The organism is Endozoicomonas sp. SESOKO2 (assembly GCF_024606245.1).
In the GTDB taxonomy this organism is placed as follows: domain Bacteria; phylum Pseudomonadota; class Gammaproteobacteria; order Pseudomonadales; family Endozoicomonadaceae; genus Endozoicomonas_A.
Genome location: NZ_JAHHPQ010000443.1, coordinates 11625 through 34102, shown reverse-complemented (window position 1 = coordinate 34102; position 22478 = coordinate 11625). Strand labels below are relative to the sequence as shown.

The 22478-nt window shown below is 47.6% G+C and carries 19 protein-coding genes; 10 read left to right on the top strand and 9 right to left on the bottom strand.

Features of this window, described 5'->3' with window-relative positions; all coding sequences use genetic code 11:
- The first annotated feature begins 333 nt into the window (after positions 1-333).
- The 3 genes from KDK17_RS10110 to KDK17_RS10100 all read left to right on the top strand — a co-directional run bounded on the left by KDK17_RS10110 (position 334) and on the right by KDK17_RS10100 (position 3372).
- Complete coding sequence (locus KDK17_RS10110; RefSeq protein WP_257255109.1) at positions 334-2127, top strand: hypothetical protein; 1794 nt, start codon at positions 334-336, stop codon at positions 2125-2127.
- A gap of 97 nt (positions 2128-2224) precedes the next feature.
- Positions 2225-2644: a hypothetical protein gene (locus KDK17_RS10105; protein ID WP_257287999.1), complete on the top strand. Its 420-nt coding sequence runs from the start codon at positions 2225-2227 to the stop codon at positions 2642-2644.
- Between the two features lie 95 nt (positions 2645-2739).
- Complete coding sequence (locus KDK17_RS10100; RefSeq protein ID WP_257255107.1) at positions 2740-3372, top strand: hypothetical protein; 633 nt, start codon at positions 2740-2742, stop codon at positions 3370-3372.
- Between the two features lie 3 nt (positions 3373-3375).
- Here the strand turns inward: KDK17_RS10100 and KDK17_RS10095 are convergent, their stop codons facing one another.
- Genes KDK17_RS10095 through KDK17_RS10080 form a run of 4 tightly spaced genes read right to left on the bottom strand, consistent with a single transcriptional unit; the run spans position 3376 to position 10334 of the window.
- Positions 3376-4740 carry a diguanylate cyclase domain-containing protein gene (locus tag KDK17_RS10095; RefSeq protein WP_257255104.1) on the bottom strand — a complete coding sequence of 455 codons (1365 nt, stop codon included), beginning with the start codon at positions 4738-4740 and terminating at the stop codon, positions 3376-3378.
- Positions 4741-4759: 19 nt separating this feature from the next.
- A complete protein-coding gene (locus KDK17_RS10090; RefSeq protein ID WP_257255102.1) occupies positions 4760-5335 on the bottom strand; it encodes a chemotaxis protein CheB in 576 nt (191 codons plus the stop codon).
- Positions 5335-6165: a protein-glutamate O-methyltransferase CheR gene (locus KDK17_RS10085; RefSeq protein ID WP_257255101.1), complete on the bottom strand. Its 831-nt coding sequence runs from the start codon at positions 6163-6165 to the stop codon at positions 5335-5337. Before KDK17_RS10085 ends, KDK17_RS10090 begins: the two co-directional genes overlap by 1 nt.
- Entirely contained in the window at positions 6162-10334 is a 4173-nt protein-coding gene (locus KDK17_RS10080; protein ID WP_257287998.1) for a response regulator, read from the bottom strand. The genes KDK17_RS10085 and KDK17_RS10080 overlap by 4 nt, the downstream gene beginning before the upstream one ends.
- 421 nt (positions 10335-10755) lie before the next feature.
- Between KDK17_RS10080 and KDK17_RS10075 the strand changes: the two genes are divergently transcribed.
- A complete protein-coding gene (locus KDK17_RS10075; protein ID WP_257276163.1) occupies positions 10756-10974 on the top strand; it encodes a hypothetical protein in 219 nt (72 codons plus the stop codon).
- Between the two features lie 141 nt (positions 10975-11115).
- On the top strand, positions 11116-11697 hold the full coding sequence (locus tag KDK17_RS10070; protein ID WP_257255097.1) for a Uma2 family endonuclease: 582 nt from the start codon (positions 11116-11118) through the stop codon (positions 11695-11697).
- Positions 11698-12123: 426 nt separating this feature from the next.
- Here KDK17_RS10070 and KDK17_RS10065 read toward each other — a convergent pair whose 3' ends face one another.
- From KDK17_RS10065 to livH, 4 genes are all read right to left on the bottom strand, one after another.
- The gene (locus KDK17_RS10065) at positions 12124-12843 is read right to left on the bottom strand and encodes an ABC transporter ATP-binding protein (protein WP_257255096.1); all 720 of its coding nucleotides are present in this window, start codon (positions 12841-12843) and stop codon (positions 12124-12126) included.
- A gap of 105 nt (positions 12844-12948) precedes the next feature.
- Positions 12949-13716, bottom strand: coding sequence for a high-affinity branched-chain amino acid ABC transporter ATP-binding protein LivG (livG, locus tag KDK17_RS10060; RefSeq protein WP_257255095.1), 768 nt, complete (start codon positions 13714-13716; stop codon positions 12949-12951).
- A gap of 14 nt (positions 13717-13730) precedes the next feature.
- Positions 13731-15053: a high-affinity branched-chain amino acid ABC transporter permease LivM gene (locus KDK17_RS10055; protein WP_257276164.1), complete on the bottom strand. Its 1323-nt coding sequence runs from the start codon at positions 15051-15053 to the stop codon at positions 13731-13733.
- The gene (livH, locus tag KDK17_RS10050; protein WP_257255091.1) at positions 15050-15976 is read right to left on the bottom strand and encodes a high-affinity branched-chain amino acid ABC transporter permease LivH; all 927 of its coding nucleotides are present in this window, start codon (positions 15974-15976) and stop codon (positions 15050-15052) included. The genes KDK17_RS10055 and livH overlap by 4 nt, the downstream gene beginning before the upstream one ends.
- Before the next feature lie 302 nt (positions 15977-16278).
- Here livH and KDK17_RS10045 point away from each other — a divergent pair, with 302 nt between their 5' ends.
- Together KDK17_RS10045 and KDK17_RS10040 are read left to right on the top strand one after the other, a co-directional pair.
- Complete coding sequence (locus KDK17_RS10045; protein ID WP_257255090.1) at positions 16279-16524, top strand: DUF1016 N-terminal domain-containing protein; 246 nt, start codon at positions 16279-16281, stop codon at positions 16522-16524.
- A 72-nt stretch (positions 16525-16596) separates the two neighbouring features.
- Positions 16597-18831, top strand: coding sequence for a class I SAM-dependent DNA methyltransferase (locus tag KDK17_RS10040; RefSeq protein ID WP_257287997.1), 2235 nt, complete (start codon positions 16597-16599; stop codon positions 18829-18831).
- A gap of 93 nt (positions 18832-18924) precedes the next feature.
- Here the strand turns inward: KDK17_RS10040 and KDK17_RS10035 are convergent, their stop codons facing one another.
- Complete coding sequence (locus KDK17_RS10035; RefSeq protein WP_257287996.1) at positions 18925-19245, bottom strand: hypothetical protein; 321 nt, start codon at positions 19243-19245, stop codon at positions 18925-18927.
- Positions 19246-19289: 44 nt separating this feature from the next.
- Between KDK17_RS10035 and KDK17_RS10030 the strand changes: the two genes are divergently transcribed.
- From KDK17_RS10030 to KDK17_RS10020, 3 genes are read left to right on the top strand one after another with little or no spacing between them, the layout of a single operon-like run.
- Entirely contained in the window at positions 19290-19904 is a 615-nt protein-coding gene (locus tag KDK17_RS10030) for a DUF1016 N-terminal domain-containing protein (RefSeq protein WP_257287995.1), read from the top strand.
- Between the two features lie 5 nt (positions 19905-19909).
- Entirely contained in the window at positions 19910-21334 is a 1425-nt protein-coding gene (locus KDK17_RS10025) for a restriction endonuclease subunit S (RefSeq protein ID WP_257287994.1), read from the top strand.
- Complete coding sequence (locus tag KDK17_RS10020) at positions 21331-22398, top strand: YhcG family protein (RefSeq protein WP_257287993.1); 1068 nt, start codon at positions 21331-21333, stop codon at positions 22396-22398. The genes KDK17_RS10025 and KDK17_RS10020 overlap by 4 nt, the downstream gene beginning before the upstream one ends.
- Positions 22399-22478 lie beyond the last annotated feature (80 nt).

Below are 22478 nucleotides of genomic sequence, written 5' to 3'. Positions count from 1 at the left end.
ATACGGGATTGATGCCAGCCAAGAGAGGTTTTAAGATGCTTTGCCAGTGAATGGGGGGTGTTGCACGAAAGGTGACTGCTTGAGGTAATGGGCTTGCAGAATGCCTGCTGTCGGCCACCTATGCACCCTTTGATATCAAGCTTTGTCTCGAAATTATCCCCTTCAGAGCTCTGATTTTTGACAAAAGGCTTTTGACAGAAAACATTCTCATTTTCTTGATCTATCTTTCCCTTCTGTTAACCAGAATACAAGGATAGAATTATTGAGCACTCACTCTTTGCAACACTAATGTTGCTGCTATTGTCGCTTTCTGTCATCTGCCAGGGTGAAACGTTGACAGAACGTATTTTTGTTGAGATTCAACAAAATTCAAACCGGAGCTTCACTATAAAGCGTGACCAGCGAAAATTGTCTGGCAACCCATCACACATTACCGACACAGGGGGCTGTGCAGGAACAGATTTCCTGCCTGATGAAAAACGACAGAAATCGTATGATTACGGAGCAAAAATGCCCCTTATTGAGTCGATTTCGTGGCAGTTGCTATACGCTACTAATCTACTCGTTGGTTTCGAACTGATCCTGAGCACCATAGATACCCCTTTAAGCTCTAACCCACACTCAGGGATGCTCGCAGAAGTGGTTGTCAGTGTCGGTTGGCTTTTAAAATGCTATTGGAACCCTTATTCACGGCTGTTTAGCCCAATTCAATACCAAGTTGAACAACAAGAGTCGAGTCAGGATCGCCTATTTGCCACCATCACTGTCATGTTTGGCTCTGGATGTAACCAACAATCATATCAGCCAACAAAATCATCCAGTCAGCAAGCTCCGCAAAGAAGTACATACCCTTCAGGCTATTTCGCTAGCCTCCTGCATTCTGACTATGAGGACGGTAACGAAGACCCTCAACAACACCCACATACTTTGGGTTTGAATTGTTTCGTCCATCCCTGTCATGGTACCTGTCAACTCCGACCATCATCTGATAACACAGAGCCCTCTGAATGGCCGATGAATTTCGCAGGAAGCTCATGCCTCCATTTGGCCACTGGGTACTGCTTCAGTTGCGTGGGGCATTTGGATCCTTTACAGGTTACGCACCCCCAACAAACCCTGCCTTTCGAAATACGGGATGATATTCTTGCCATTAAACGCCAATACGATTTTGGTCAACGATTTCCGCCACAGGCGCATGGTACTGATGACAACCCAGCCAATAATGGCAACCCTCAAGGCGGGGTCGCTTTAGACTCAATGAGTGCAGGGGTAGTCTCTAAAGGGCAACGAACCTGTGTCGAGATCGTGATAGGTGAGGATGGCCGGCAGCGGCCATGCGGAAGGATTTGGAAAAGTTCCAGAGCCCTGTCGGATCACAAAAGAAGAGACCACAGTGGGCAACAAACCTGTGACGTGCCCCTGATCGGTCAGGATGGCCAGCCGCGGCCATGCGGAAGTATCTGCAGAGGTTCTAAAGCCCTGTCGGAACATAAAAGAAGAGACCACAGTGGGCAACAAACCTGTATCGTGACCGTGATCGGTGAGGATGGCCACCGGCAGCGATGCGGAAAAGTCTTGAGAAGTGCTATATCTCTTACGGCTCACAAAAGCTCATACCACAGCGGGCAAAAAACCTGTGACATGACGGTGGTCGGGGAGGATGGCCAGCTGCACAAATGCGGGATGCTCTGCATAAATGCCAGAAATCTGGCGAGTCACAAAAGAGTTGCTCACACTGGGCAAAAAACCTGTGGCATAACTGTCGTTGGGAAGGATGGCCAGCCGCGGCCATGCGGGATGCTCTGCAAGAATGCCAGAGACCTGTCGTATCACAGGAGAAAAATACACAGCGGGCCAAAAACCTGTGATATGCCCCTGGTCAGCGAGGATGGTCAGCAGCGGCCATGCGGGTTGGTCTGCAAAAGTGCCCCGGCCCTGACGGATCACAAAAAAAGAGACCACACCGGACAACAAACCTGCAACATGACCGTGGTCGGGGAGAACGGCCAACTTCAACGATGCGGTCAGCTCTGCGACAATGCCAGAGCCCTGTTGAATCACAAAAAAAAACATCGAAAAAGCAAGTTTGTTGATGTGGACCAGAATGGAGGCCTCTTTTCTAAATGACAGACAAATAGATATATGCTCTTGATCTATCCTTTCTCTCTGTAAAACACAATGCAAGGATGGATTTATTAAAAACTCTCTCTTTACGGCACTGCTGTTGTTGCTACTGTTGCTACTGTTGCTACTGTTGCTACTGTTGCTACTGTTGCTACTAAAGCTGTTGTCTGTCGTCTGTCAGGCCGAGCCGTTGACAGAACGTTTTGTTGTCGAGCTTGAACAGAATGCAGTTTTTACAAACCAGAGCTTTTCTGTAAAGGATTACCAGCATAAATGGCCGGACAGCCCGTCAGACATTACCGATACAAACGGCTATGCAAGATCAGATTTACCGCTTGACGAAAAACGACACAAACTTGTCGGTTACGGGGTAAAAACCACCCTTATTGAATCAATTTCATGGCAATGGCTTTGCGCTACTCATCTGCTGGTTCGTTACAAACTGATCTTGACCACCAAAGACTCTCCTCTGTTTTACACCCCTTATTCATGGGTGCCTGTAGAAGATGTTTGGGTGTGAATTGTTTCATCCACCCCTGTTACGGCGTTTGCCAATTCCGATCATCATCTGATGGCAGAGAGCCCGCTCGATCGCAGCTGGATTCCCTGGAAAATTTGACAAGCCACACAGAAGCTATCACCGGACAAAGCTCACGCACCGATTTGGTCAATAGACACGGCCATAGCTACAAAAGTCATTCTGATACTATGCAGAATATATATTCCAATGAAACGTCGCTTTTCGAAATGTCGTTTACCCTGTCCACACCCCCACCAAGAACTTCAGAAACAGAGCAAACAACAGAATCATTCCAATTGGACCAGACCCAGACTAAGATGTTATTGTCGTCTAACAACAGCGTAAAGCACCATGGTCAACATACCTGTGACGTGACCGTCTTCGGGGAGGATAGTCAACCGCGACTCTGCGAGACAGTCTGCAAGAATGCCAGAGTCCTGTCGGATCACAAAAGAAGATTCCACACCGCACAACAGACCTGTGACGAGATGGTATTCGAAGAAGATTGCCAGCAGCGCCCGTGCGGAAAGACGTGCAAGAATATTCGATCTCTTTCGGTTCACAAAAGCAAATACCACACCGGTCAGGCAACCTGTAACGAAATCTTGGCCGAAGAGGATCGCCGACCGCGGAGATGCGGGACGATTTGCAAGAGTGCTAAAGCCCTGACGGAGCATAGAAGCATGCATCGAAAGCGCAAGCGCGTTCAGGTGCACTTCTCCCAATGAACACTAGTTGCCCTCTTCTGCCTGCTCCCTCTCTCCACTGTCGAGCTCAGATGCCAGCCGATAATCATCCCGTCCGCTTTTCTTGGCCACATACATGGCCTGATCAGCAGCCTTGAGCAGAGCTTCGGCATCAGTGCCGGTATCTTCTGATGTCGCAATTCCGATACTGGTGCCTACGTGTCTGGCTTCGCCATTCAGATCGTGGGGTTCACGGATTGTGGTGAGAATCTTCTCAGCAATCAGTTTGGCGTCCGATGCTTCCGCCACATCATCCAGAATGATGGCAAACTCATCCCCCCCTAACCTGGCAACCAGGTCACCTTCACGCACACATTCCTGCAACCTTTGTGACACACTTCTCAGCAGAAGATCTCCGGCATCGTGCCCAAGGGTATCGTTAATTTCCTTGAAGTGATCCAGATCAAGGTACATGACAGCAGTGCTCTTATTCCGCCTCTGACTCCTGGCTAATGAAGCACCCAGAAACTCTTTGAACAGTGTCCGATTAGCCAGCCCTGTCAAACTGTCGTACTTCGCCATCAGCAACAACTGATTTTCCAGCTTCTTGCGCTCGGTAATGTCTTGAAACAATAAAACGCAACCCTGCACTTCCTGCCTGTCATTAACAATAGCCGCCATATTGTATTCAGCATCAAAGTGGCTTCCGGAAAGTGTCCAAAGTTGTCTATCTGATGTATGAAAGACACCTCCAGCGACCATCGTATTCTCAAGTATTTCTGACTCTTGCCACTTTTCCAGAGCCTCTTCCCCTTTAGCGTCGTATACAAACTGACTGATGTGTTTTCCCAACAGATTTTCTTCTGTTCCTCCAAGCATGGCGCAGGCGGTTGGATTGATGAACGAAATCTTGCCATCGGGATCAAGACCGGCGATGCCTTCACCGGCATTATCCAGCAACAACTTATTCTTTCGGCTGATCCAGCGAAGCTCCCTTGAGACTTGCTCTAGCTCAATCCGCTGTTCTTCCAGCTGCAGAAACACCTTAACCTTGCCCAACAAGATATCCGGATTGATGGGTTTTGGCAGATAATCAACCGCACCCGCCTGATAGCCTTTACTGATGTAGGACTGATCCTTGTTTATGGCGGTGACAAAAATGATAGGAATATTGGCTGTCTGCTTGTTGCTGTGCAGCAAAGTCGCCGTCTCAAAACCGTCCATGCCCGGCATCTGCACATCCAGAAGGATCACCGCAAAATGGTGATGAAGCACTTCTGATAAAGCCGCTTCACCAGAGTCCACTTTATGTATTTCGGCTCCCAACGGCTTGAGAAGCTTGTTCATGGCCAGCAGATTCTCAGGACGATCATCCACGACCAGAATTTTGACTTTCGGCTTGTCATCCATGACCGCCCTCCTGACTCATTCATGTCTCAGGTTTGAAATTCTTGGATTTTAAGCAGACAGCCATATCACTCAAGTCCAGCACATGGTCCACACAACCGGTTGCAATGGCTGATTTGGGCATTGTCGGCACCTCGGCTGTTTCGGGATTCTGGACAATGGTTAATCCGCCTGCCTGTTTAACAGCCCTGACACCCTCTGCCCCATCTTTATTGGCGCCCGTTAACAGGACACCCACCACTTGTGTACCAAAAACATCGGCAGCAGATTGAAAGAGGACATCCACCGAAGGTCTGGAATGGCAGACCGGGGCATCAATGCTCAGGCTCAGGGTTTCCCTATCTTCAACCTGCAAGTGGTAACCACCAGGAGCCAGGTAAACATGATTGTCGACCATCTTCTGCTTGTCATAAGCAATACTGACCGGCAGTGGTGATGTTTTCCCCAGAAATTTTGATAAGCCTTCTTCATCACCGGACGCCAGGTGTTTGGTAATAATAACGGGATACGAAAAACAGCTTCCCAGTTCCAGAAGCAGGGATTCCAGTGCTGAAAGCCCTCCGGCTGAGGCTCCGATCACCAATACCCCGTCGCTCATCAATTACCCTTTCTGTAGATGCGCTGGTCCCGATCAGTGACTTCCAGCTGATTACCGATTGAACTGAAGAGAATATTTTCCCGCTTGCCAACACAGAGCACACCTCTGGAACAGAGACTGTCAAATAGCAGTTGCAACACCCGATCCTGTAGCTCCTGATTGAAATAAATGAGTACATTTCGACAAAGAATCAGGTTCATTTCCCCGAATACACCATCCGTCACCAGATTATGATTAGCAAAGGTAATATGATCAGCCAGTCGTCCATTGAACTTCACGGAGTCATATCCTCTGTGAAAGTAGTCTGATAACTCTTTCTTGCCTCCTGTCTTGCGGTAGTTCTCCTCATAAAGAGCCATCTCGGCTTCCGGATAGATACCGCTTTTGGCATGACGCAATGCCTGATCGTTAAAGTCTGTGGCATAGATCTGACAGCGATCCAGCAGACCCTCTTCATCGAGAAGAATAGCCATGGAGTAGGCTTCCTGACCACTGGCGCAGCCCGCATGCCAGATTTTGATAAACGGATAGGTTTTCAGAATCGGGACTATGTTCTCCCGAAGAGACTTGAAGAAATCCGGGTTCCTGAACATCTCTGTCACAACCACCGACATATCTTTAACAAAAACAGCGAAAGCAGACTCGTCATGAAGAAACAATGGAATCAAGTCACTGATGTGCTGAACGCCCGACATCTTCATGTGTCTTTTGACACGGCGGATTAAAGATGCTCTGGCATAGCTGCCAAACTGGTAACCATACTTTTCCTGAACAGCACTCAGAAGTAGCTTCAGTTCAAAATCCTGATACGAATCCCCGGGTTCTGTCATTTGAATAACCAGACCTTCATCATTTCAACCAGTTTGTCGATCTCCACCGGCTTGGTCATATAGTCATTGGCGCCCGCTTCTATACACTTTGCCTTATCATCGGACATGGCCTTGGCTGTCAGTGCAATGACAGGCATACTCTTAAACCGGTCAACTTCACGCATTTTGGTCATGGCTTCATAGCCGTCCATCACCGGCATCATGATGTCCATCAGCACCAGCTCAATACCCTCTTCTTCATCGAGCTTATCGAGGGCGTTTTGTCCATTATCAGCAATGACCACTTCCAACCCAATTCCCTGCAAGCCCTTGGATAATGCAAAGGTGTTGCGAAGATCATCATCCACCAGCAGAATTTTATGACCTTCAAGGGATTTGTTATTCACCGACTTAGCTGCAGGCCTTAATTCGGCAGGAGCCGACTTTTCGATCGAATGAATGAAAAGGCTGATCTCATCCATCACCCTCTCGGAAGCATAATCCCCCTTCATAACCAGAGCACGGGTATATTTCTGCAGCTCTTTCTGGTCTTCTGCCGACAACTTCTTATCGGTATGAATGATGATCGATGGCATGTTGTCGCCCATCTTTTCCTGAAGCTTCTGTAAAAACGCCAGTCCACTGCTGTCTGGTAAATCGACATCCATCACCAGACACTGCCAGTGATTCTCTGACATTGACTGTTCGGCTTCTTCAGCGGATGAAGCCTCGGCGATATTCATCCCTTTTTCTCTCAGCATTTTCGCCAGGTGTGATCGACTCTCTGCATCAATGTCCAATAACAGAGCATGTTGGATATCTTTTGAGAGAGCCGTTTTAAGCGTGCTGAAAACCTTTTCCAGGTCACCTACCGACACCGGCTTGACCAGATAACCAACAGCCCCCTGTCGCTCTGACTCATCAGGATCACGTCCCGAAACGATGTGAACCGGTATGTCTTTTGTCATAGCATTCTTCTGCAACTGCCTGAGCACATCTTCACCATCCATATCTGGCAGGCCAAGATCCAGAATAATGGCCATAGGCTGCTCTTCGATCGCCGTCTGAATCCCTTCCTTACCATTGGCGGCCACCAGACATTGATAACCATGACTGCCGGAAAGCTGTTTGACGATATCCGAGAAATGCTGATCATCTTCAATGATCAGAATATTCTTTCCAGCTGTGGACCTTTTCTTTTTGATCGGAGGCTTATCAGCCACAGGAGCCGAGTCAGCTTTAGCTTTTTTTTCAGCAGGAGCGGAAGCGGCTTTTTGATAACCGTCACTGGTAGCGGGTGAATAACTGTCAGCCGTGACTTTTGCGCCATCAATTGAGCAAACGGCATTATCAGGCAGATAAACCGTAAACGTTGTTCCTTCTCCTTCGGCACTCTCTATGCCGATATGACCACCCAACATAGAAGTCAGTTCACGTGAGATTGCCAAACCTAACCCGGTTCCACCGTACTTTCTGCTGGTTGAACCATCCGCCTGCTGGAATGCCTCAAAGATGGCATCCTGCTTTTCTTTCGGAATGCCTATCCCGGTATCCCTGACTGCAAAGGCAACATAGGTTTCGTAGCCATGACCTGCCTTACGGGTTGAGTTGAATACCCGGATATAGACGCCCCCCTGTTCCGTAAACTTAAAGGCATTAGACAGGAAGTTTTTGATAACCTGCATAACCCTTTGGCTATCGGTGAGAATAACTCTGGTCGTCCCGGGATCTATATCCACAGAGAAATCCAGTCCCTTGTTTTCAGCCAGAGGTTTGAACAAAGTCCGCATACTGGAGCACAGCTCTTCAATATCCATATCTTCCAGATTGACACTCATCTTGCCGGCTTCAACCTTGGACAGATCAAGAATATCATTGATCAAATCGAGAAGTTCCTTCCCACCGCTGTAGATCACTTGTGCGGATTCAATCTGGTCTTCGTTAAGGTTACCTTCATCGTTATCTGCCAACATCTGTGCCAGAAGGAGAAGTGAGTTCAAAGGCGTCCGTAATTCATGGGACATATTGGCCAGGAACTCAGACTTGTATTTACTGGCCTGTTCCAGCTCTTCTGCCTTCTCTTCCAGGGTTTTTCTTGAAAGCTCAATATCCAGATTTTTTCGTTCAATCTCAGCTTTCTGTTGCTGAAGAAGCTCGGTTTTTTCTTCCAGCTCAGCGTTAGACTTCTGCATCTCCTCACTCTGGGCTCTTAGCTCCTCCTGGGACTCTTCCAACACTCTGGCCCGGCTTTCCAATTCATCATTGACAGAACGCAGCTCTTCTTGCTGCTCTTTCATGGCCTCTGATTGCCGCGTGGTCTTTTCGAGCAGCTGATTGACACGGTTACGGTATTGGGCAGAATTAATACCGATAGCGACACTTTCCAGAGCATCTTCGAGAAAGCCCCTCTGTTCATGCGTCAGCTCCCTGATAAGGGCAAACTCCAGAACTCCCTTAACTTCTCCCTCATAAACAAGCGGTACGGTAATAATCACTTTGGGAGACGTATTGCCCAATCCCGATTCAATTTTGATGTAATCTTCGGGAATGCCGGTCAACTCAATGGCCTGCTTCTCCAAAGCCGCCTGACCTACCAGACCTTCCCCGATCTCAAAAATGTTTTTGTTCTGCTGGCGTTTTTGCCAGGCAAAAGATGCCATCAGCTGCAATCGCTTCTCATCATCCATGACATACATGGCACCTGTCTGCATATGCAGGTAGCGGGCAAGGTAGGAGACGATGTTCTTACAGACCTCTGATAGCTCCTGCTCTCCCCTCATGCAGTTATTCAAACCTGCCAGACCTTCCTGCTGCCAGCTCTTGCGATCGTTATCACTGATAACATTTCTCAACTTCTCCGTCATCTCAGAGAAGCTGCGACTAAGGTCACTGATTTCATTGTGACCGCTGAGTACAGCACCCTGAGCATAATCACCCGACGCAACCCGATTAACCCAGGCAGTGATGGTTCTGATCGGTCTGACCAATCTTCGGGTAATGACCAGTGCAATCAGAATGACAATCAGGGCGGTAATCGCTGTGATATAGATCAGGCGATTTCTGAACTCAACAACAGAGACAAAGGCATCTTTCTGGCTCACTTCAGAGATAAGAGCCATAGGTGTGCCGGCGACCTCAATGGCATAAAAGGTTCCCAGAACACTCTCTTGATAGACATTGGTGTAGCTCTTGATATGAAAATGTTGATCGCCTTTATGACTGCCGGAGACATCTGAGTGAAGATCGAGTTCTCCACCAAAAAGTTCATTCAGCTCTGCATCGCTATCAAGACCGTGACTTTGATCATCCATGTTATGATCATGAAGTTCATGGAATACGCCATCGGTATCAACATGAGCCAACCAGTCCTGAGTCAGGATATTATCTGCCTTCAATATCATGGACTGGCTTGAATCCAGATCTGTACCGTAGCGAATGTAGCCATCATCACCAATAAGATAGGATTTCAGAACATCACTAAACTGGTTTTCGCTCTCAAAAATGTTTTGAACGTTATGAGCCAGTATCTGAACCGCCAGAAAGCCGATTGTTTCCTCTTTCTCATCCACCAGCGGCAGAATAAAGAAACTGACCTTCTGATCTCCAATGGGTGGATACGCAGTCACATCAGCATACTTGGGAACTACCTCTTTAAGGCTTTCACGGGCCGCTTTTGCAAGTGAGGTATTGGCAAGAGCCCCAATGAAAAGGTTTTTGCCCAGATCACTGTAGGCATTCACGGTATAAAGAATATTACCTTCAGTATCCCCCAAAATCAGATCGGAGTAATCGTAGTAACGTAAAAAGTCCACAAACTCACTGGAGTACTGATTCAGAATCTGATTATAACTGTCAGAATTAATGAACATTTCCGGTGATTTCTTAAGAGCCTTGCGACTCTCAATCAGATGTGACAGAAACTCCCGGGCCACTCCGGCCTTGATAAACAGGTTGGTGACTACCGAGTCAAAATAATCATTAATTTGCTGACTCAATAGCTGGTTGACAGTACTCAACTGTTCATAACGACTTTGAACGATGGTTTGTTTACCTTGACGGTATTCATTGAAACCAATCACCGTAATAGGTCCCAGCGACAAAACCATGAACCAGACAAAGAGTGTGACCGATAGACCATGCCTGAATTTTCTATCAGATGATTGTTGTGAATCCTGCATTTGTCTGGCCATCCCTGCCACTTAAATCCCAGTATGTAAGGTGTAATGCGCCTACCGCCAGAATTGCGAGACTTCAGCGGTTTATCCCTTATTGCATCGCCTATTTAAGGTAAAGTTTTAGAGCCGGTAAGCAGGAAAATAACACCGGTTATCCAATGGTGCTGGCAGAGCCTTGTCCCACATCACCGGAGGAAAAAGCCCTTTACCGCTGACGGAAGCAGTTTCCACAGATAAGAATACAGAATCGATTAAGAGCCCTTGTCCAAAAAAAAGCTTAAGATCTGATAATGGCTACGGCTCATACCCTGAAGATACAGGCCTCCAAAAGCAAGATATCGCTGCTGAAACAGTAAACAGTGCAATGCCCCGGCAAACCCGCTAGATTAGGTTAAATTCAGGCAATTAATCAGCACAGACAAAGCAGATTAAGGCTATGCAACTCAACCAGATCGTTTACAACCATTTTCATTGTTCTCATTCTAAAGAGTCAAGACTGGCCGTGATCGTGGGTACCAATGGTGCGGGTAAACCGCCTCAATGGAAGGTATCAAAGTTGCCTCGGGCACGTAGGGGCAGAAGCGTCCCGGATTCTGAATCGAATACTCCCTGTTCAACCTCGTCCGGAAAACGATCCAAACACCATTTTGCTTAACGAGTATCTTGATCTGGTTTACGCCGAAAAATGGCAGGAAGCAGAATAAAAGCGAAAAGCGTTGGACGCTATTTTTCAGGGGCAGGAACCGGCCCTGACCTAAGCTGACTTTTATATAAAAACCTTCAAATGGGGGCCCATATGAGACATCAAGCAATACAAATCATGGATACCGTGACAGAAGACGAGTACTTGAATTACGAAAGTACTTCAACGATTCGTCATGAATACTACAGTGGCTATGTGGTCGCTATGGCAGGCGACACGGCAAACCATAATAAGATCACTTTGAATCTGGCAACTCTTCTACATAGCAAACTGCCAGAAGGTTGTGAATTGTATTCATCGGATATGCGTTTAAAGGTCAAGGGACAGAAGGAAGTCAGTTACCGCTACCCTGACGTGTGGGTACGTTGTGGCAATGAATCATTGACCACTGAGACGACAGGTGAGGATGCCTGCCTGATCATTGAAGTTATGAGCCATGGAACCCGAACCGTCGATGAGACTTATAAAGTGACTGAGTATGCAGAAGCATTGAAACACTGCAATGGCGAGTATTTAATGGTCGATTCTGAGCGCCATTATGTGATATTGAAAGGCTGGGTAAATGGCAGGTTTATTACCAGGAGGAAGCTGACATCCATCGGATTGATTTATTTTGAATCTATAAAATCACAGTTTTCTGTCGAGGATATCTACCAGAAAATCCTGTTAAACTGAGCCCCATCCGGCATAAATCTGTGTTCATAATGTTGGCGTCAGATAAGCCGGTGGGTCTCACAACAGGCCCAAGCCAGATCGGAAAGATCGACTTCTCAGCCAATCAATGAATCATCTTGACCAACCATAACATGGTGCCGATCAGGCTGTATAAAGAGCAGGTTAAAAGGGCAATTTCCTGACGGGACAGTCGATCATTCGCAGCTTTCATAATGCTTACCTCGTACTTCATAATCGCTATTCAAACATTACACTTTCCAGTGTAGCGATCAGAGTCGGCGTCCAAATGGCTGGCAAAACATCAAAAACCTGATGCCCGCGGGTGTCGAGCCTGTTTTCGTCATTTGGGGGTCCATAAGCAGGAATAGATGAGCGGTCTTTTGATGATCCAGACTACCTGATTGGCTGTTTTTCGCCAGAAAAGCGTCAGGCTCCCAGATAAGCTTTCCGGACAGCATCATCCGCCAACAATTCATCACCGCCACCCTGTAACACGATACGACCGTTTTCCAGAACATAGCCCCGGTCTGCCAGTCTCAGAGCCTGGTTGGCATTCTGCTCCACCAGAAAAACCGTAACACCTTCTTCCCGGAGACGTTCGATAATTTCAAAAATCTGTTGGATAACAATCGGTGCCAGTCCGAGACTGGGCTCATCCAGTAACAGCAATTCCGGGCTGCTCATCAGGGCTCTTGCGATCGCCAGCATCTGTTGCTCTCCTCCGGACATAGTACCACCTCTCTGGTACAGCCGCTCTTTCAGACGGGGGAAGAGCTCCAGCACATGTTCATAGTTTTTCCGGAAAGGCTCACCATCGACAAAAAAACCGCCCATAGTCAGGTTTTCTTCAACAGACAATCTGGAGAAAATTCTTCGTCCTTCCGGGACAACAGCAATGCCTGAACGCATAATTTCGGAGGTAGGACGACCCGAGAACTCCTGACCCTTGTAGAGTATGGAACCCGATTCAGCCCGGGGTTCACCACAAATGGTCATCAGTAATGAAGACTTGCCAGCACCATTGGCGCCTATCAGAGTAACGATCTCACCTGCCGAGATATCCACACTGACGTCATCCAGAGCCTGGATCTTTCCATAGAAGGTAGACACGTTTCGAATGCTGAGAAGTGGTTCAGGTGCTGACATACTGCTACTGCCCTTTATTTATTCTGATTGTTATTTATTTTGACCGTTATTAAGAGTCATCGAAGATAACAGAAATACGTTTGCAAGACAGCCGGAAACTCACGGCTATCCCTCACCCAAATAAGCCCTGATCACCTCAGGGTTGTTGCGAATATCCTCCGGCACACCTGACGCCAGTGGACGTCCCTGATTGATGACATAAATCCGGTCAGAGATATCCATAACCAGCTTCATATCATGTTCAATCAATAACACAGTAACGCCATGATCCCGTCGCAGATCTGAAATCAGCTGATCCAGCTCTGCCGTCTCATTGGGATTGAGACCCGCTGCAGGTTCATCCAACATCAATAACTCGGGCTGAGTCACCATACAACGGGCAATCTCCAGTCTGCGTTGCTGTCCATAAGCCAGGTTACCCGCTTCACGATTGGCAAATTCGGTCAGACCCACTTTATCCAACCAGAACTCAGACCTCGCCATCGCTTTTTCTTCACTACGCCGATAGCCGGGGGTTTTAAACAATCCCGCCAACAACCCTGTATTCAGATGTCGGTGCTGAGCAACCAGAAGGTTTTCCAACACGGTCATGCCCTTAAACAGACGCACATTCTGGAAGGTTCTCACGATACCAAGCCGGGCTATTTTATAGCCCGGTACCTTCTCGATAGCCTGACCTTTATATTGAACAGAACCACCTGTCGCCTGATAAAAGCCCGTAAGGCAGTTAAAAACGGTCGTTTTGCCGGCACCATTGGGTCCAATCATGGAAACGATTTCACCCGGACGGATTTTCAGCGCCATCTGATCAACAGCCAGTAGTCCGCCAAAGCGCATACTCAGATCAGAAACGTCCAGTAAACATTCACTCATTCTGATTCCTCCATTTATACGCTTTCGGCCAATGATGCTGTCTTGACCGGACTGCCCGACTCAGACCTGCTCGATTTAGTCTTGATATGAGGCCGCTTCATGGGCATCAGCCCTTCAGGGCGCCATACCATCATACAGACCATCATTAACCCGAACATCAGCATCCGGTATTCTTGGAATTCACGGGCAAACTCAGGCAAAACGGTCATAATCACAGCGGCAAGAATGACACCGACCTGAGACCCCATTCCGCCCAGTACGACAATGGCCAGAATGATGGCGGACTCAATAAAGGTGAACGACTCTGGACTAATAAAACCTTGACGGGCAGCAAAGAAGGTGCCTGCAAAGCCGGCAAACGCAGCCCCTATGGTGAATGCAGACAGTTTGATGGCCGTAGGATTTAATCCCAGTGAACGACAGGCAATATCGTCTTCACGCAACGCTTCCCAGGCTCTGCCAATGGGCATTCTGAGCAGTCGATTGATCACAAAAAGCGTGGCAATCACCAGCAAAACCGCCAGTATGTACAGAAAAATCACCTTGTACTCACTGCTGTAATCAATGCCAAAGTATTCGTGGAAAGGAGCATTCCCTTCTTCCTTCGCCCTGCGTCCAAATTCAAGACCAAAAAGAGTCGGTTTCGGAATCTGACTGATACCGTTGGGACCACCGGTTAATGTCGTCCAATTGTTGAGCAGGATTCGAATGATTTCACCAAAGCCCAGAGTCACAATGGCCAGATAATCACCCCGAAGCCTGAGCACCGGGAAACCCAGAATAAACCCAAAGAAAGCAGCCAGAAAACCGCCCAACACCAGACTGCTCCAGAAATCGAGGCCCAGATATTGATTCAATAAGGCATAACTGTAGGCACCGACGGCATAAAAGCCGACATAACCCAGGTCAAGAAGACCAGCCAGCCCCACCACAATGTTCAGACCCAGTCCCAGCATGACGTAAATCAGAGCCAGAGTTGCCAGATCCACAGCGCCCCTGGAAACAAAGAATGGCCAGATCATCAATCCTGCTACTGCAAAGCAGATTAAAAGAGTTTTAGCCTCTTTTTTCTCAGTTGCTTTGATCAGCTTTGCTGCATTAATAGATGGCAACTGTTGTTTTATTCCTGAAAGCCCCTGATCGATTGGCGCTCTGAATAACTGAAAGAAGAAAACAACAGCCACACCTGCTGCTATCCAGAAGAGGGAAGAAGGATCAGCTAATGAAACCTTCAGCCCAACACCCGAGGGCTCAAGACGAACCCCCATCATCAGGCTGGTTAAAACCAGCAAAACGACTGCCGAGAGCACTGCCGGAGTATAGCGTAATGATTTCATACTTTTTCAACCTCCGGCTTGCCCAGAATACCTGAGGGTCTGAACAGAAGAATCAGAACAAGAAGACTAAAGGCGACAACGTCCTTATATTCCGTACTGAAGTAACCCGCAGTGAAGGCCTCCGTGACGCCGAGAATCAAACCACCCAACACAGCTCCGGGTATACTTCCGATTCCTCCCAGCACGGCAGCAGTGAACGCTTTAAGACCTGCCATAAAACCGATGTGAGGATTGATTACCCCGTAATACATACCAAGCAATACACCCGCTACCGCGGCAAGAGCCGCTCCGATAACAAAAGTGATCGAAATAATCTGATGCGTGTTGATTCCCAGCAGCCCGGTCATTCCAAGATCTTCAGCACAGGCTCTGCAGGCCCGCCCCATTTTTGACCTGGAGATGAACAGAGTCAGAGCCGTCATGGCAATAAACGTCACCGCAAAGATGATTAACTGCATGTACGACACAGTTGCGTGAAAACCCTCTTCAGGACCAAAAGTCCAGCCACCACTGATCATGCCAGGCATAGCTATATCCCTTGACCCCTGGGCAAGACGGACATAGTTCTGCAGGAAAATAGACATACCAATGGCAGAAATAAGGGCAATCAGCCGGTTGCTGTTTCTCAAGGGCCGATAGGCAACCCTTTCAACAGCATAACCATAGGTACTGGTGATAATGATGCTGATGACAAAGGCGGAAACCAGCATCAGTGAAACACTGTCTATTCCCATCATCGCTAACGCGGCCAGTACCGCAAAAGCGATGTAACTGCCAATCATGTAGATCTCACCATGAGCAAAATTGATCATGCCAATAATGCCGTACACCATGGTATAACCGATAGCGATCAGAGCGTACGTACTACCTATCGTCAAACCGTTAAGTAGTTGCTGAATAAGGTAAAAACCTGAATCCCCCATTCCACGACCTCGTTTTTTTATTCTTGTAAACGTTGTTTTTTCTACTATTTTTTACTTTTCTTCAGAGGGTTTGCTCTGACTCAGCCACAAGAAAGTCTGCGAAATATCATCCTCGACCTATCTGGGTCAAAACCCATATGTCAGGGCTGAAGATCTATAAAAAACCCCTCAATGTCGGGCCGATTCTCTCACACGACAAAGGCTCTTGGTAGGGATGGAACAAAAAAATAGCTGGCGGAAAATTCCCCATTGATCAGGGCCGTATTGCAACTGAATTCAGCCGTATTACACGAGATTCACTCATGAATAAGCAAAACCAAACCGTTAACCTGAGCCTCAATAAAGAATATAAAGACTGGCTGAAAGCTCTGAAACAGAAGGTACTGTCGACTCAGCTCAAAGCAGCGGTTCAAGTAAATTCGACCTTACTGGCTTTTTACTGGGAATTGGGGGAGGACATTGTTCGTAGACAGGCTCAGGCTAACTGGGGCGACGGATTCCTGAAACAACTTAGTAAAGACTTGATGACAGAATTTGATGTACTCTAGCAGCATCAATGTCAATCAAATCGTCACTTTTGCTGACCCTCCTGCCAGCCAAAAGTCCAATCTGGTCAAGATATGCCCAACACCCAAACCTCTAACAACCTTGCCGCCTTCATCTGGTCCGTAGCCGACCTCCTGCGGGGCGATTTCAAGCAGTCCCAGTATGGGCGCATCATCCTGCCGTTTACCCTGCTGCGTCGCCTGGAATGTGTTCTGGAGCCCACCAGGGAAGCAGTGGTTGCCCAGCACGAAAAAGTGAAGGCTATGAACCTGCCTGAAGAGGGTATGGAGAAGATGCTGCTGCGTGCTTCTGGATTGTCGTTTTTCAATACCTCACCTATGAACCTGTCGAAGATGGGCCAGGGTGACATCAAGGACAACCTGGAAAACTACGTTCTGTCGTTTTCCAAAGATGCCCGTGAAATTTTTGAGCATTTCAAGTTCGATGAATTTGTCGGCAGCCTGAACGAAGCCAATTTGCTGTTTAAGGTAGTGGGAAAGTTTGCCACCATCGACCTGAGCCCGAAGGCCATCAGTAACCACGAAATGGGCCTGGTGTTTGAAGAGCTGATCCGCCGCTTTGCTGAATCCTCCAACGAAACGGCCGGTGAACACTTCACCCCAAGGGACATTGTTGAACTCACCACCTCCCTGGTGTTTATGGAAGACGACGATGCCCTGAACAAGGAAGGCATTATCCGCACTATTTACGACCCTACGGCAGGTACAGGCGGCTTTCTGTCGTCTGGCATGGAATATGTGTACGAGCACAATAAAGATGCTGTGATGCGAGCCTTTGGCCAGGAGTTGAACCCTGAATCCTACGCCATCTGTAAAGCCGATATGCTGATCAAGGGGCAAGATGTCAGCCGCATCAAACTGGGCAACACCCTATCGAACGATCACCTCAGTGGCGACCAGTTTGACTACATGCTGTCTAATCCGCCATTCGGGGTGGACTGGAAGAAGATCGAAGGCACCATTAAAGATGAGCATGAACATAAAGGCTACGACGGTCGCTTTGGCCCCGGCCTGCCAAGAGTGTCCGATGGTTCGCTGCTGTTCCTGATGCACCTGATCAGCAAGTTCAGGGACATCACGCCAGAGAACCAGAACCCCAGCCGCATCGGCATTATCCTCAACGGTTCGCCGCTGTTTACCGGCAGTGCAGGCAGTGGTGAAAGCGAGATTCGCCGTTATATTCTCGAAGCCGACCTGCTCGAAGCCATTGTCTCCCTGCCTACAGACATGTTCTACAACACCGGTATCGCTACCTATGTGTGGGTGCTGAGCAATAAAAAGTCCGATGAACGCAAAGGTAAAGTGCAGCTGATTAACGGCGTAAACCTGTGCGGCAAGATGCGTAAGTCCCTGGGTTCCAAGCGGAACATAATGAGTGAAGCTGACCGTCGCATCATTACCCAAAACTTTGGAGCCTTTACAGAAGCATCCGAAGAAAACTTTACCGCCAAAATTTTCGACAGTCATGAATTCGGCTACCGTCGTATTACCGTGGAACGCCCACTTCGCCTGTCCGCCCAGATTACTGATGACGCTGTAACGGGTCTACGCTATGCACCCAGGCCGTATAACGCCGTTATGCGCTGGATGGTTGAAGAATTCGGCACAGAATGTCATACAACCTTGGCAGACAATGAAGAAGCCATCCGCACCAAAATCAAAAAAGACTTTAAAGAACTGAAAGAGAAGCAGATCAAAGAGGTACTGAACGACAAACTCTGGCTGTTCCAGCGGGGGCTGATGGAGAAAGCCCAAACTCTGCAAAATACAGTCGGAACGGTACTGTCCAACGACTTTAACCAGTTCGATAAAGACCTGAAAGCCGCCCTCAAAGCCGCCAACCTGAAGCTGGATGCCAAAGAGAAAAAGCAGTTCCTCGATGCCATCACCCGCAAGAACCCCGAAGCCGAACCTGTTATCAAAAAGGTACTGGAAGAAGAAGCCCAACCACTGTACGGCGCATTCGAATACAAAGGCAAAGTCGTCGAATTCCAGACCGATGGCGACCTGCGGGATAACGAGAATATTCCTCTTGATCCATCAATGCCCACCCATATCCTGATCGAAACTTACTTCAACCGGGAAGTGGCTCCCCATGTACCCGATGCCTGGATCAATGCCGATAAATGCGATGCCCAGGATGGTGAGATAGGTATTGTGGGTTACGAGATTCCTTTTAACCGACACTTCTATGTGTATCAGCCGCCCCGTGCGCTGGAAGCGATTGATGCTGATCTGGATGCGGTGAGTGCTAGAATCATGAGTCTGTTACAGGAGGTTCACTCATGAGCAAACACAAGAAAACCGATAGTTTGAGTTTGTACCCTTTAAATCAGTGGTTGCCGACAGGCAATCCACTGGATTTTTTTGGTAGGTGGCGTGTTAGTTGTTGGGGAGGCGTTGACGGATGAGTAATTCCAGCTGGTCTATTTTTTCGTCGCTTCGTTTAAAGCCTGCATGGGTGGCTTCAGTAAGCGCACCAATCGCAGCTTTAATATTTGAGAGTTCACGGTCATGCTGGTCAAACCGTTTGTCGTGTTCGCCAAGATGTTTTTCTATTTTGTCAAAACGCAACCGGTTCTCTCGCTGGTTTTCGAGCACAATCTTCTGTGTTTCCCCGGTAATCTCGATGAGCCGGTGTACAGCGTTATCCAGCGATTCAAAATGGTTTTCAAGTCTCTCTACACGATGTTCCAGTGACATAAATACTACCTGTTTTATTGTTTGAGCAATGAGGATAGCAGACATTGAGAGATTGCACAGAGACACCTGACAGCGAATACAAAAACTGGCTGAAAGCGCTGAAACAGAAGGTAATGTCAACACAGCTAAAAGCAGCCGTTCAGGTGAATTCAACTTTACTGGCTTTTTATTGGGAGCTGGCAGAGGAGATTATTTTTCGACAGGCCAGCTCTCAATGGGGCGATGGTTTCTTAAAGCAACTCAGTAAAGACACGATGTCAGAATTCCCTGAAATCAAAGGTTTCTACCTGAGTAACATCAAGTACATCCGCCAGTGGTATCTGTTCTATAGCGACGAAGCGACAAAAAGCCAACAGCTTGTTGGCCAATTAATCCAGATACCCTGGGGGCACAATCTGAAGATTGTCAGCAAATGCCGAAGTGTGGCTGAAGCGTTGTATTATGTGCAAAATACCCTCGAATATGGATGGAGCCGCAACGTACTGGCCCATCAAATTGAAAGTGGTCTATGGCAGCGGGAAGGGGCAGTGCCCAGTAACTTCAGTGCTACTTTGCCAGCCGTGCAGTCCGATCTGGCTCAGCAAACTCTGAAAGGCCCCTACGTGTTTGACTTTCTTACCCTGACCAAAAGCTACAGCGAGCGTGGACTGAGGGGTTAGTTGTGATGGATGGAAACAGCCTTGAGCGCAAAAAATATGCGGCTTATTTGGAATATAAGGATTCAAATGTTATCTGGATTGGCTCTTATCCAGAGAGCTGGTCACTTACAAGAGTAAAGTTTGAGGCTTATGTTAAGGCTCGTGTTGGCTGGCACGGTCTGAAATCAGATGACTTCACAGATGAAGGTCCCTACCTGGTGACGGGTAGTGACTTCCGAGGCTCTAGAATAGAATGGGAAAATTGTTACCACTGCGACGAGGCTCGTTATGAGCAGGACCCATACATTCAGTTAAAAGAAGGTGATCTTCTATTAACGAAAGATGGAACCATCGGAAAAGTAGCGTTAGTAGAAGGGTTGAATAATGAGAAAGCAACTCTTAATAGTGGCGTTTTTGTCGTCCGACCGACTCACGATAATTTTTCTACTCGCTTCTATTATTGGCTCCTTCAGTCAAAGGTTTTTACTGATTTTGTTGATTACAACAAGACCGGCAGCACAATCGTTCACCTCTACCAAGACACGTTTGTTAATTTTTCCTATGCTGCTCCAACGAGCGATGAAGAGATACAAATCGCCTGCTTCCTCGACCACGAAACCGCCAAAATCGACACCCTGATCGAAGAGCAGCAATCCCTGATCCGGCTGTTGAAAGAAAAACGACAGGCGGTGATCAGTCATGCCATCACCAAGGGGCTGAACCCGGATGCACCGATGAAGGACTCCGGTGTGGAGTGGCTTGGGGAAGTGCCGGAGCATTGGATTCCAATGCAAGTCAGAAGAATACTCTGCGATATGGAGCAGGGGAAAAGTCCTGAGTGTGAAAACAGGGAAGCTATCAGTGATCAGTGGGGAGTTTTAAAAACTAGCTGTGTAAACAATGGTTCGTATAATTATCGTGAAAATAAAGCGTTGCCGGAAAACATAGAACCATTCATACAGTATGAAGTTAAAGCTGGCGATGTATTAATGTCACGAGCCAGTGGCTCAGTGAACCTTATTGGATCGGTAGCCTACGTTTACGAGACTGAACCTAAAATCTTATTGTCGGACAAGATTTTCCGGCTGCATTTTCATGATAAAATAAACTGCCTTTTCTTTACCTATCTGATGAACTCAACATACATGCGTAAAAATATTGAGCAAGCTATTAGTGGTGCTGAAGGGATGGCAAACAATATCACTAAATCTGCGGTAATGGGTTTTCATTTTGCTCTTCCCCCTATAGATGAACAACATCAAATTGTTAACCATCTGCGTGAGATCAATGCAAAATTCGACAAGTTAATTGAAGAGGCAGAGTTAATTGTTTCAGTATCAATGGAACGCCGCACAGCCCTGATCTCCGCCGCCGTCACCGGCAAAATCGACGTACGTGACTGGCAACCAGAAGCACAACAACAAGAACAACCCGCAGAGGCCACCGTATGAGCAAAACACCCGCTTCATCAAAAGAGCCAGGTAACCTGTTCGGCGAAATCAAGAACCTGATACAAAGAGCCAAACAACGGGCAGCGGTGGCACTCAATGCCGAGATAACCGCACTCTATTGGAAGGTCGGTCAGCGTATTCAGCAGGAAATCCTGAAGGGTAAGCGGGCAGACTACGGCAAACAGGTTATTTCCGACTTGTCCCGCCAGCTCTCCGGGCAGTTTGGTAAGGGCTGGAGCCCTCAGCAATTGAGACATTGTATTAAGTTTGCCGAAATCTGTGAGGCTGATGAAATTGTCTCTACAGTGTGGAGACAATTGAGCTGGTCACACCTGAAACTGTTGATTTACATTGATGACCCACTAAAACGTGAGTTCTATATGACCATGGCGATTCAGGAGCGATGGTCTGTCCGCACCTTCAGCGAGCGTATGGATTCCATGCTGTTTGAGCGTACTGCCTTATCTCGAAATCCGGAAGAAACCATCGTTCACGATCTGAAAATGCTGAGGGATCAAGGGAAAGCCGATCAGGATATCGTTCTGAAAGACCCTTACATTCTGGATTTTCTTGAGCTTAATGATACCTACGTGGAAAAAGATCTTGAGGATGCTATTTTGCGGGAAATGGGGCATTTTCTGTTAGAAATGGGTATGGGCTTCACTTTTGTCGCACGCCAGCACCGAGTTCAAATTGATGAAGATGATTTTTATATTGATCTCTTGTTCTATAACCGAAAACTGAAGCGACTGGTTGCTATTGAACTGAAAACAGGCAAGTTTAAAGCTGAGTACAAAGGACAGATGGAGTTATATCTACGCTGGCTGAATAGATATGACCGTCAGCATGGAGAAGACCCCCCTATCGGCATCATTCTTTGTGCAGGTAAGAAGCAAAAGCAAATTGAATTACTTGAACTGGATAAAAGCGGTATCCATGTAGCAGACTATCTCACCAACATACCCTCCAAAGAAATATTGGAAGAGCGCTTTCAGGAAGCCGTCAGCAACGCCCGAAAACGTATTGAGAGTCAACTACCCGTCCCTAAAGGAACGGGCTTGTAAAAGCCCTTGTTGACTAGACCACTATTTAGGAGAGGCAAAAATAGTAAACGTTATTTCGGATGTAGATACCTTGGAATGTC

Bases quoted from the DNA above. Each gene is read 5' to 3' on its own strand.
- KDK17_RS10055 (WP_257276164.1), bottom strand. From the start codon at position 15,053: ATGAAATCATTACGCTATACTCCGGCAGTGCTCTCGGCAGTCGTTTTG.
- KDK17_RS10070 (WP_257255097.1), top strand. From the start codon at position 11,116: ATGAGACATCAAGCAATACAAATCATGGATACCGTGACAGAAGACGAG.
- KDK17_RS10065 (WP_257255096.1), bottom strand. From the start codon at position 12,843: ATGTCAGCACCTGAACCACTTCTCAGCATTCGAAACGTGTCTACCTTC.
- KDK17_RS10080 (WP_257287998.1), bottom strand. From the start codon at position 10,334: ATGGCCAGACAAATGCAGGATTCACAACAATCATCTGATAGAAAATTC.
- KDK17_RS10045 (WP_257255090.1), top strand. From the start codon at position 16,279: ATGAATAAGCAAAACCAAACCGTTAACCTGAGCCTCAATAAAGAATAT.
- KDK17_RS10040 (WP_257287997.1), top strand. From the start codon at position 16,597: ATGCCCAACACCCAAACCTCTAACAACCTTGCCGCCTTCATCTGGTCC.
- KDK17_RS10035 (WP_257287996.1), bottom strand. From the start codon at position 19,245: ATGTCACTGGAACATCGTGTAGAGAGACTTGAAAACCATTTTGAATCG.
- livH (WP_257255091.1), bottom strand. From the start codon at position 15,976: ATGGGGGATTCAGGTTTTTACCTTATTCAGCAACTACTTAACGGTTTG.
- KDK17_RS10085 (WP_257255101.1), bottom strand. From the start codon at position 6,165: ATGACAGAACCCGGGGATTCGTATCAGGATTTTGAACTGAAGCTACTT.
- livG (WP_257255095.1), bottom strand. From the start codon at position 13,716: ATGAGTGAATGTTTACTGGACGTTTCTGATCTGAGTATGCGCTTTGGC.
- KDK17_RS10075 (WP_257276163.1), top strand. From the start codon at position 10,756: ATGCAACTCAACCAGATCGTTTACAACCATTTTCATTGTTCTCATTCT.
- KDK17_RS10020 (WP_257287993.1), top strand. From the start codon at position 21,331: ATGAGCAAAACACCCGCTTCATCAAAAGAGCCAGGTAACCTGTTCGGC.
- KDK17_RS10090 (WP_257255102.1), bottom strand. From the start codon at position 5,335: ATGAGCGACGGGGTATTGGTGATCGGAGCCTCAGCCGGAGGGCTTTCA.
- KDK17_RS10025 (WP_257287994.1), top strand. From the start codon at position 19,910: ATGGATGGAAACAGCCTTGAGCGCAAAAAATATGCGGCTTATTTGGAA.
- KDK17_RS10095 (WP_257255104.1), bottom strand. From the start codon at position 4,740: ATGGATGACAAGCCGAAAGTCAAAATTCTGGTCGTGGATGATCGTCCT.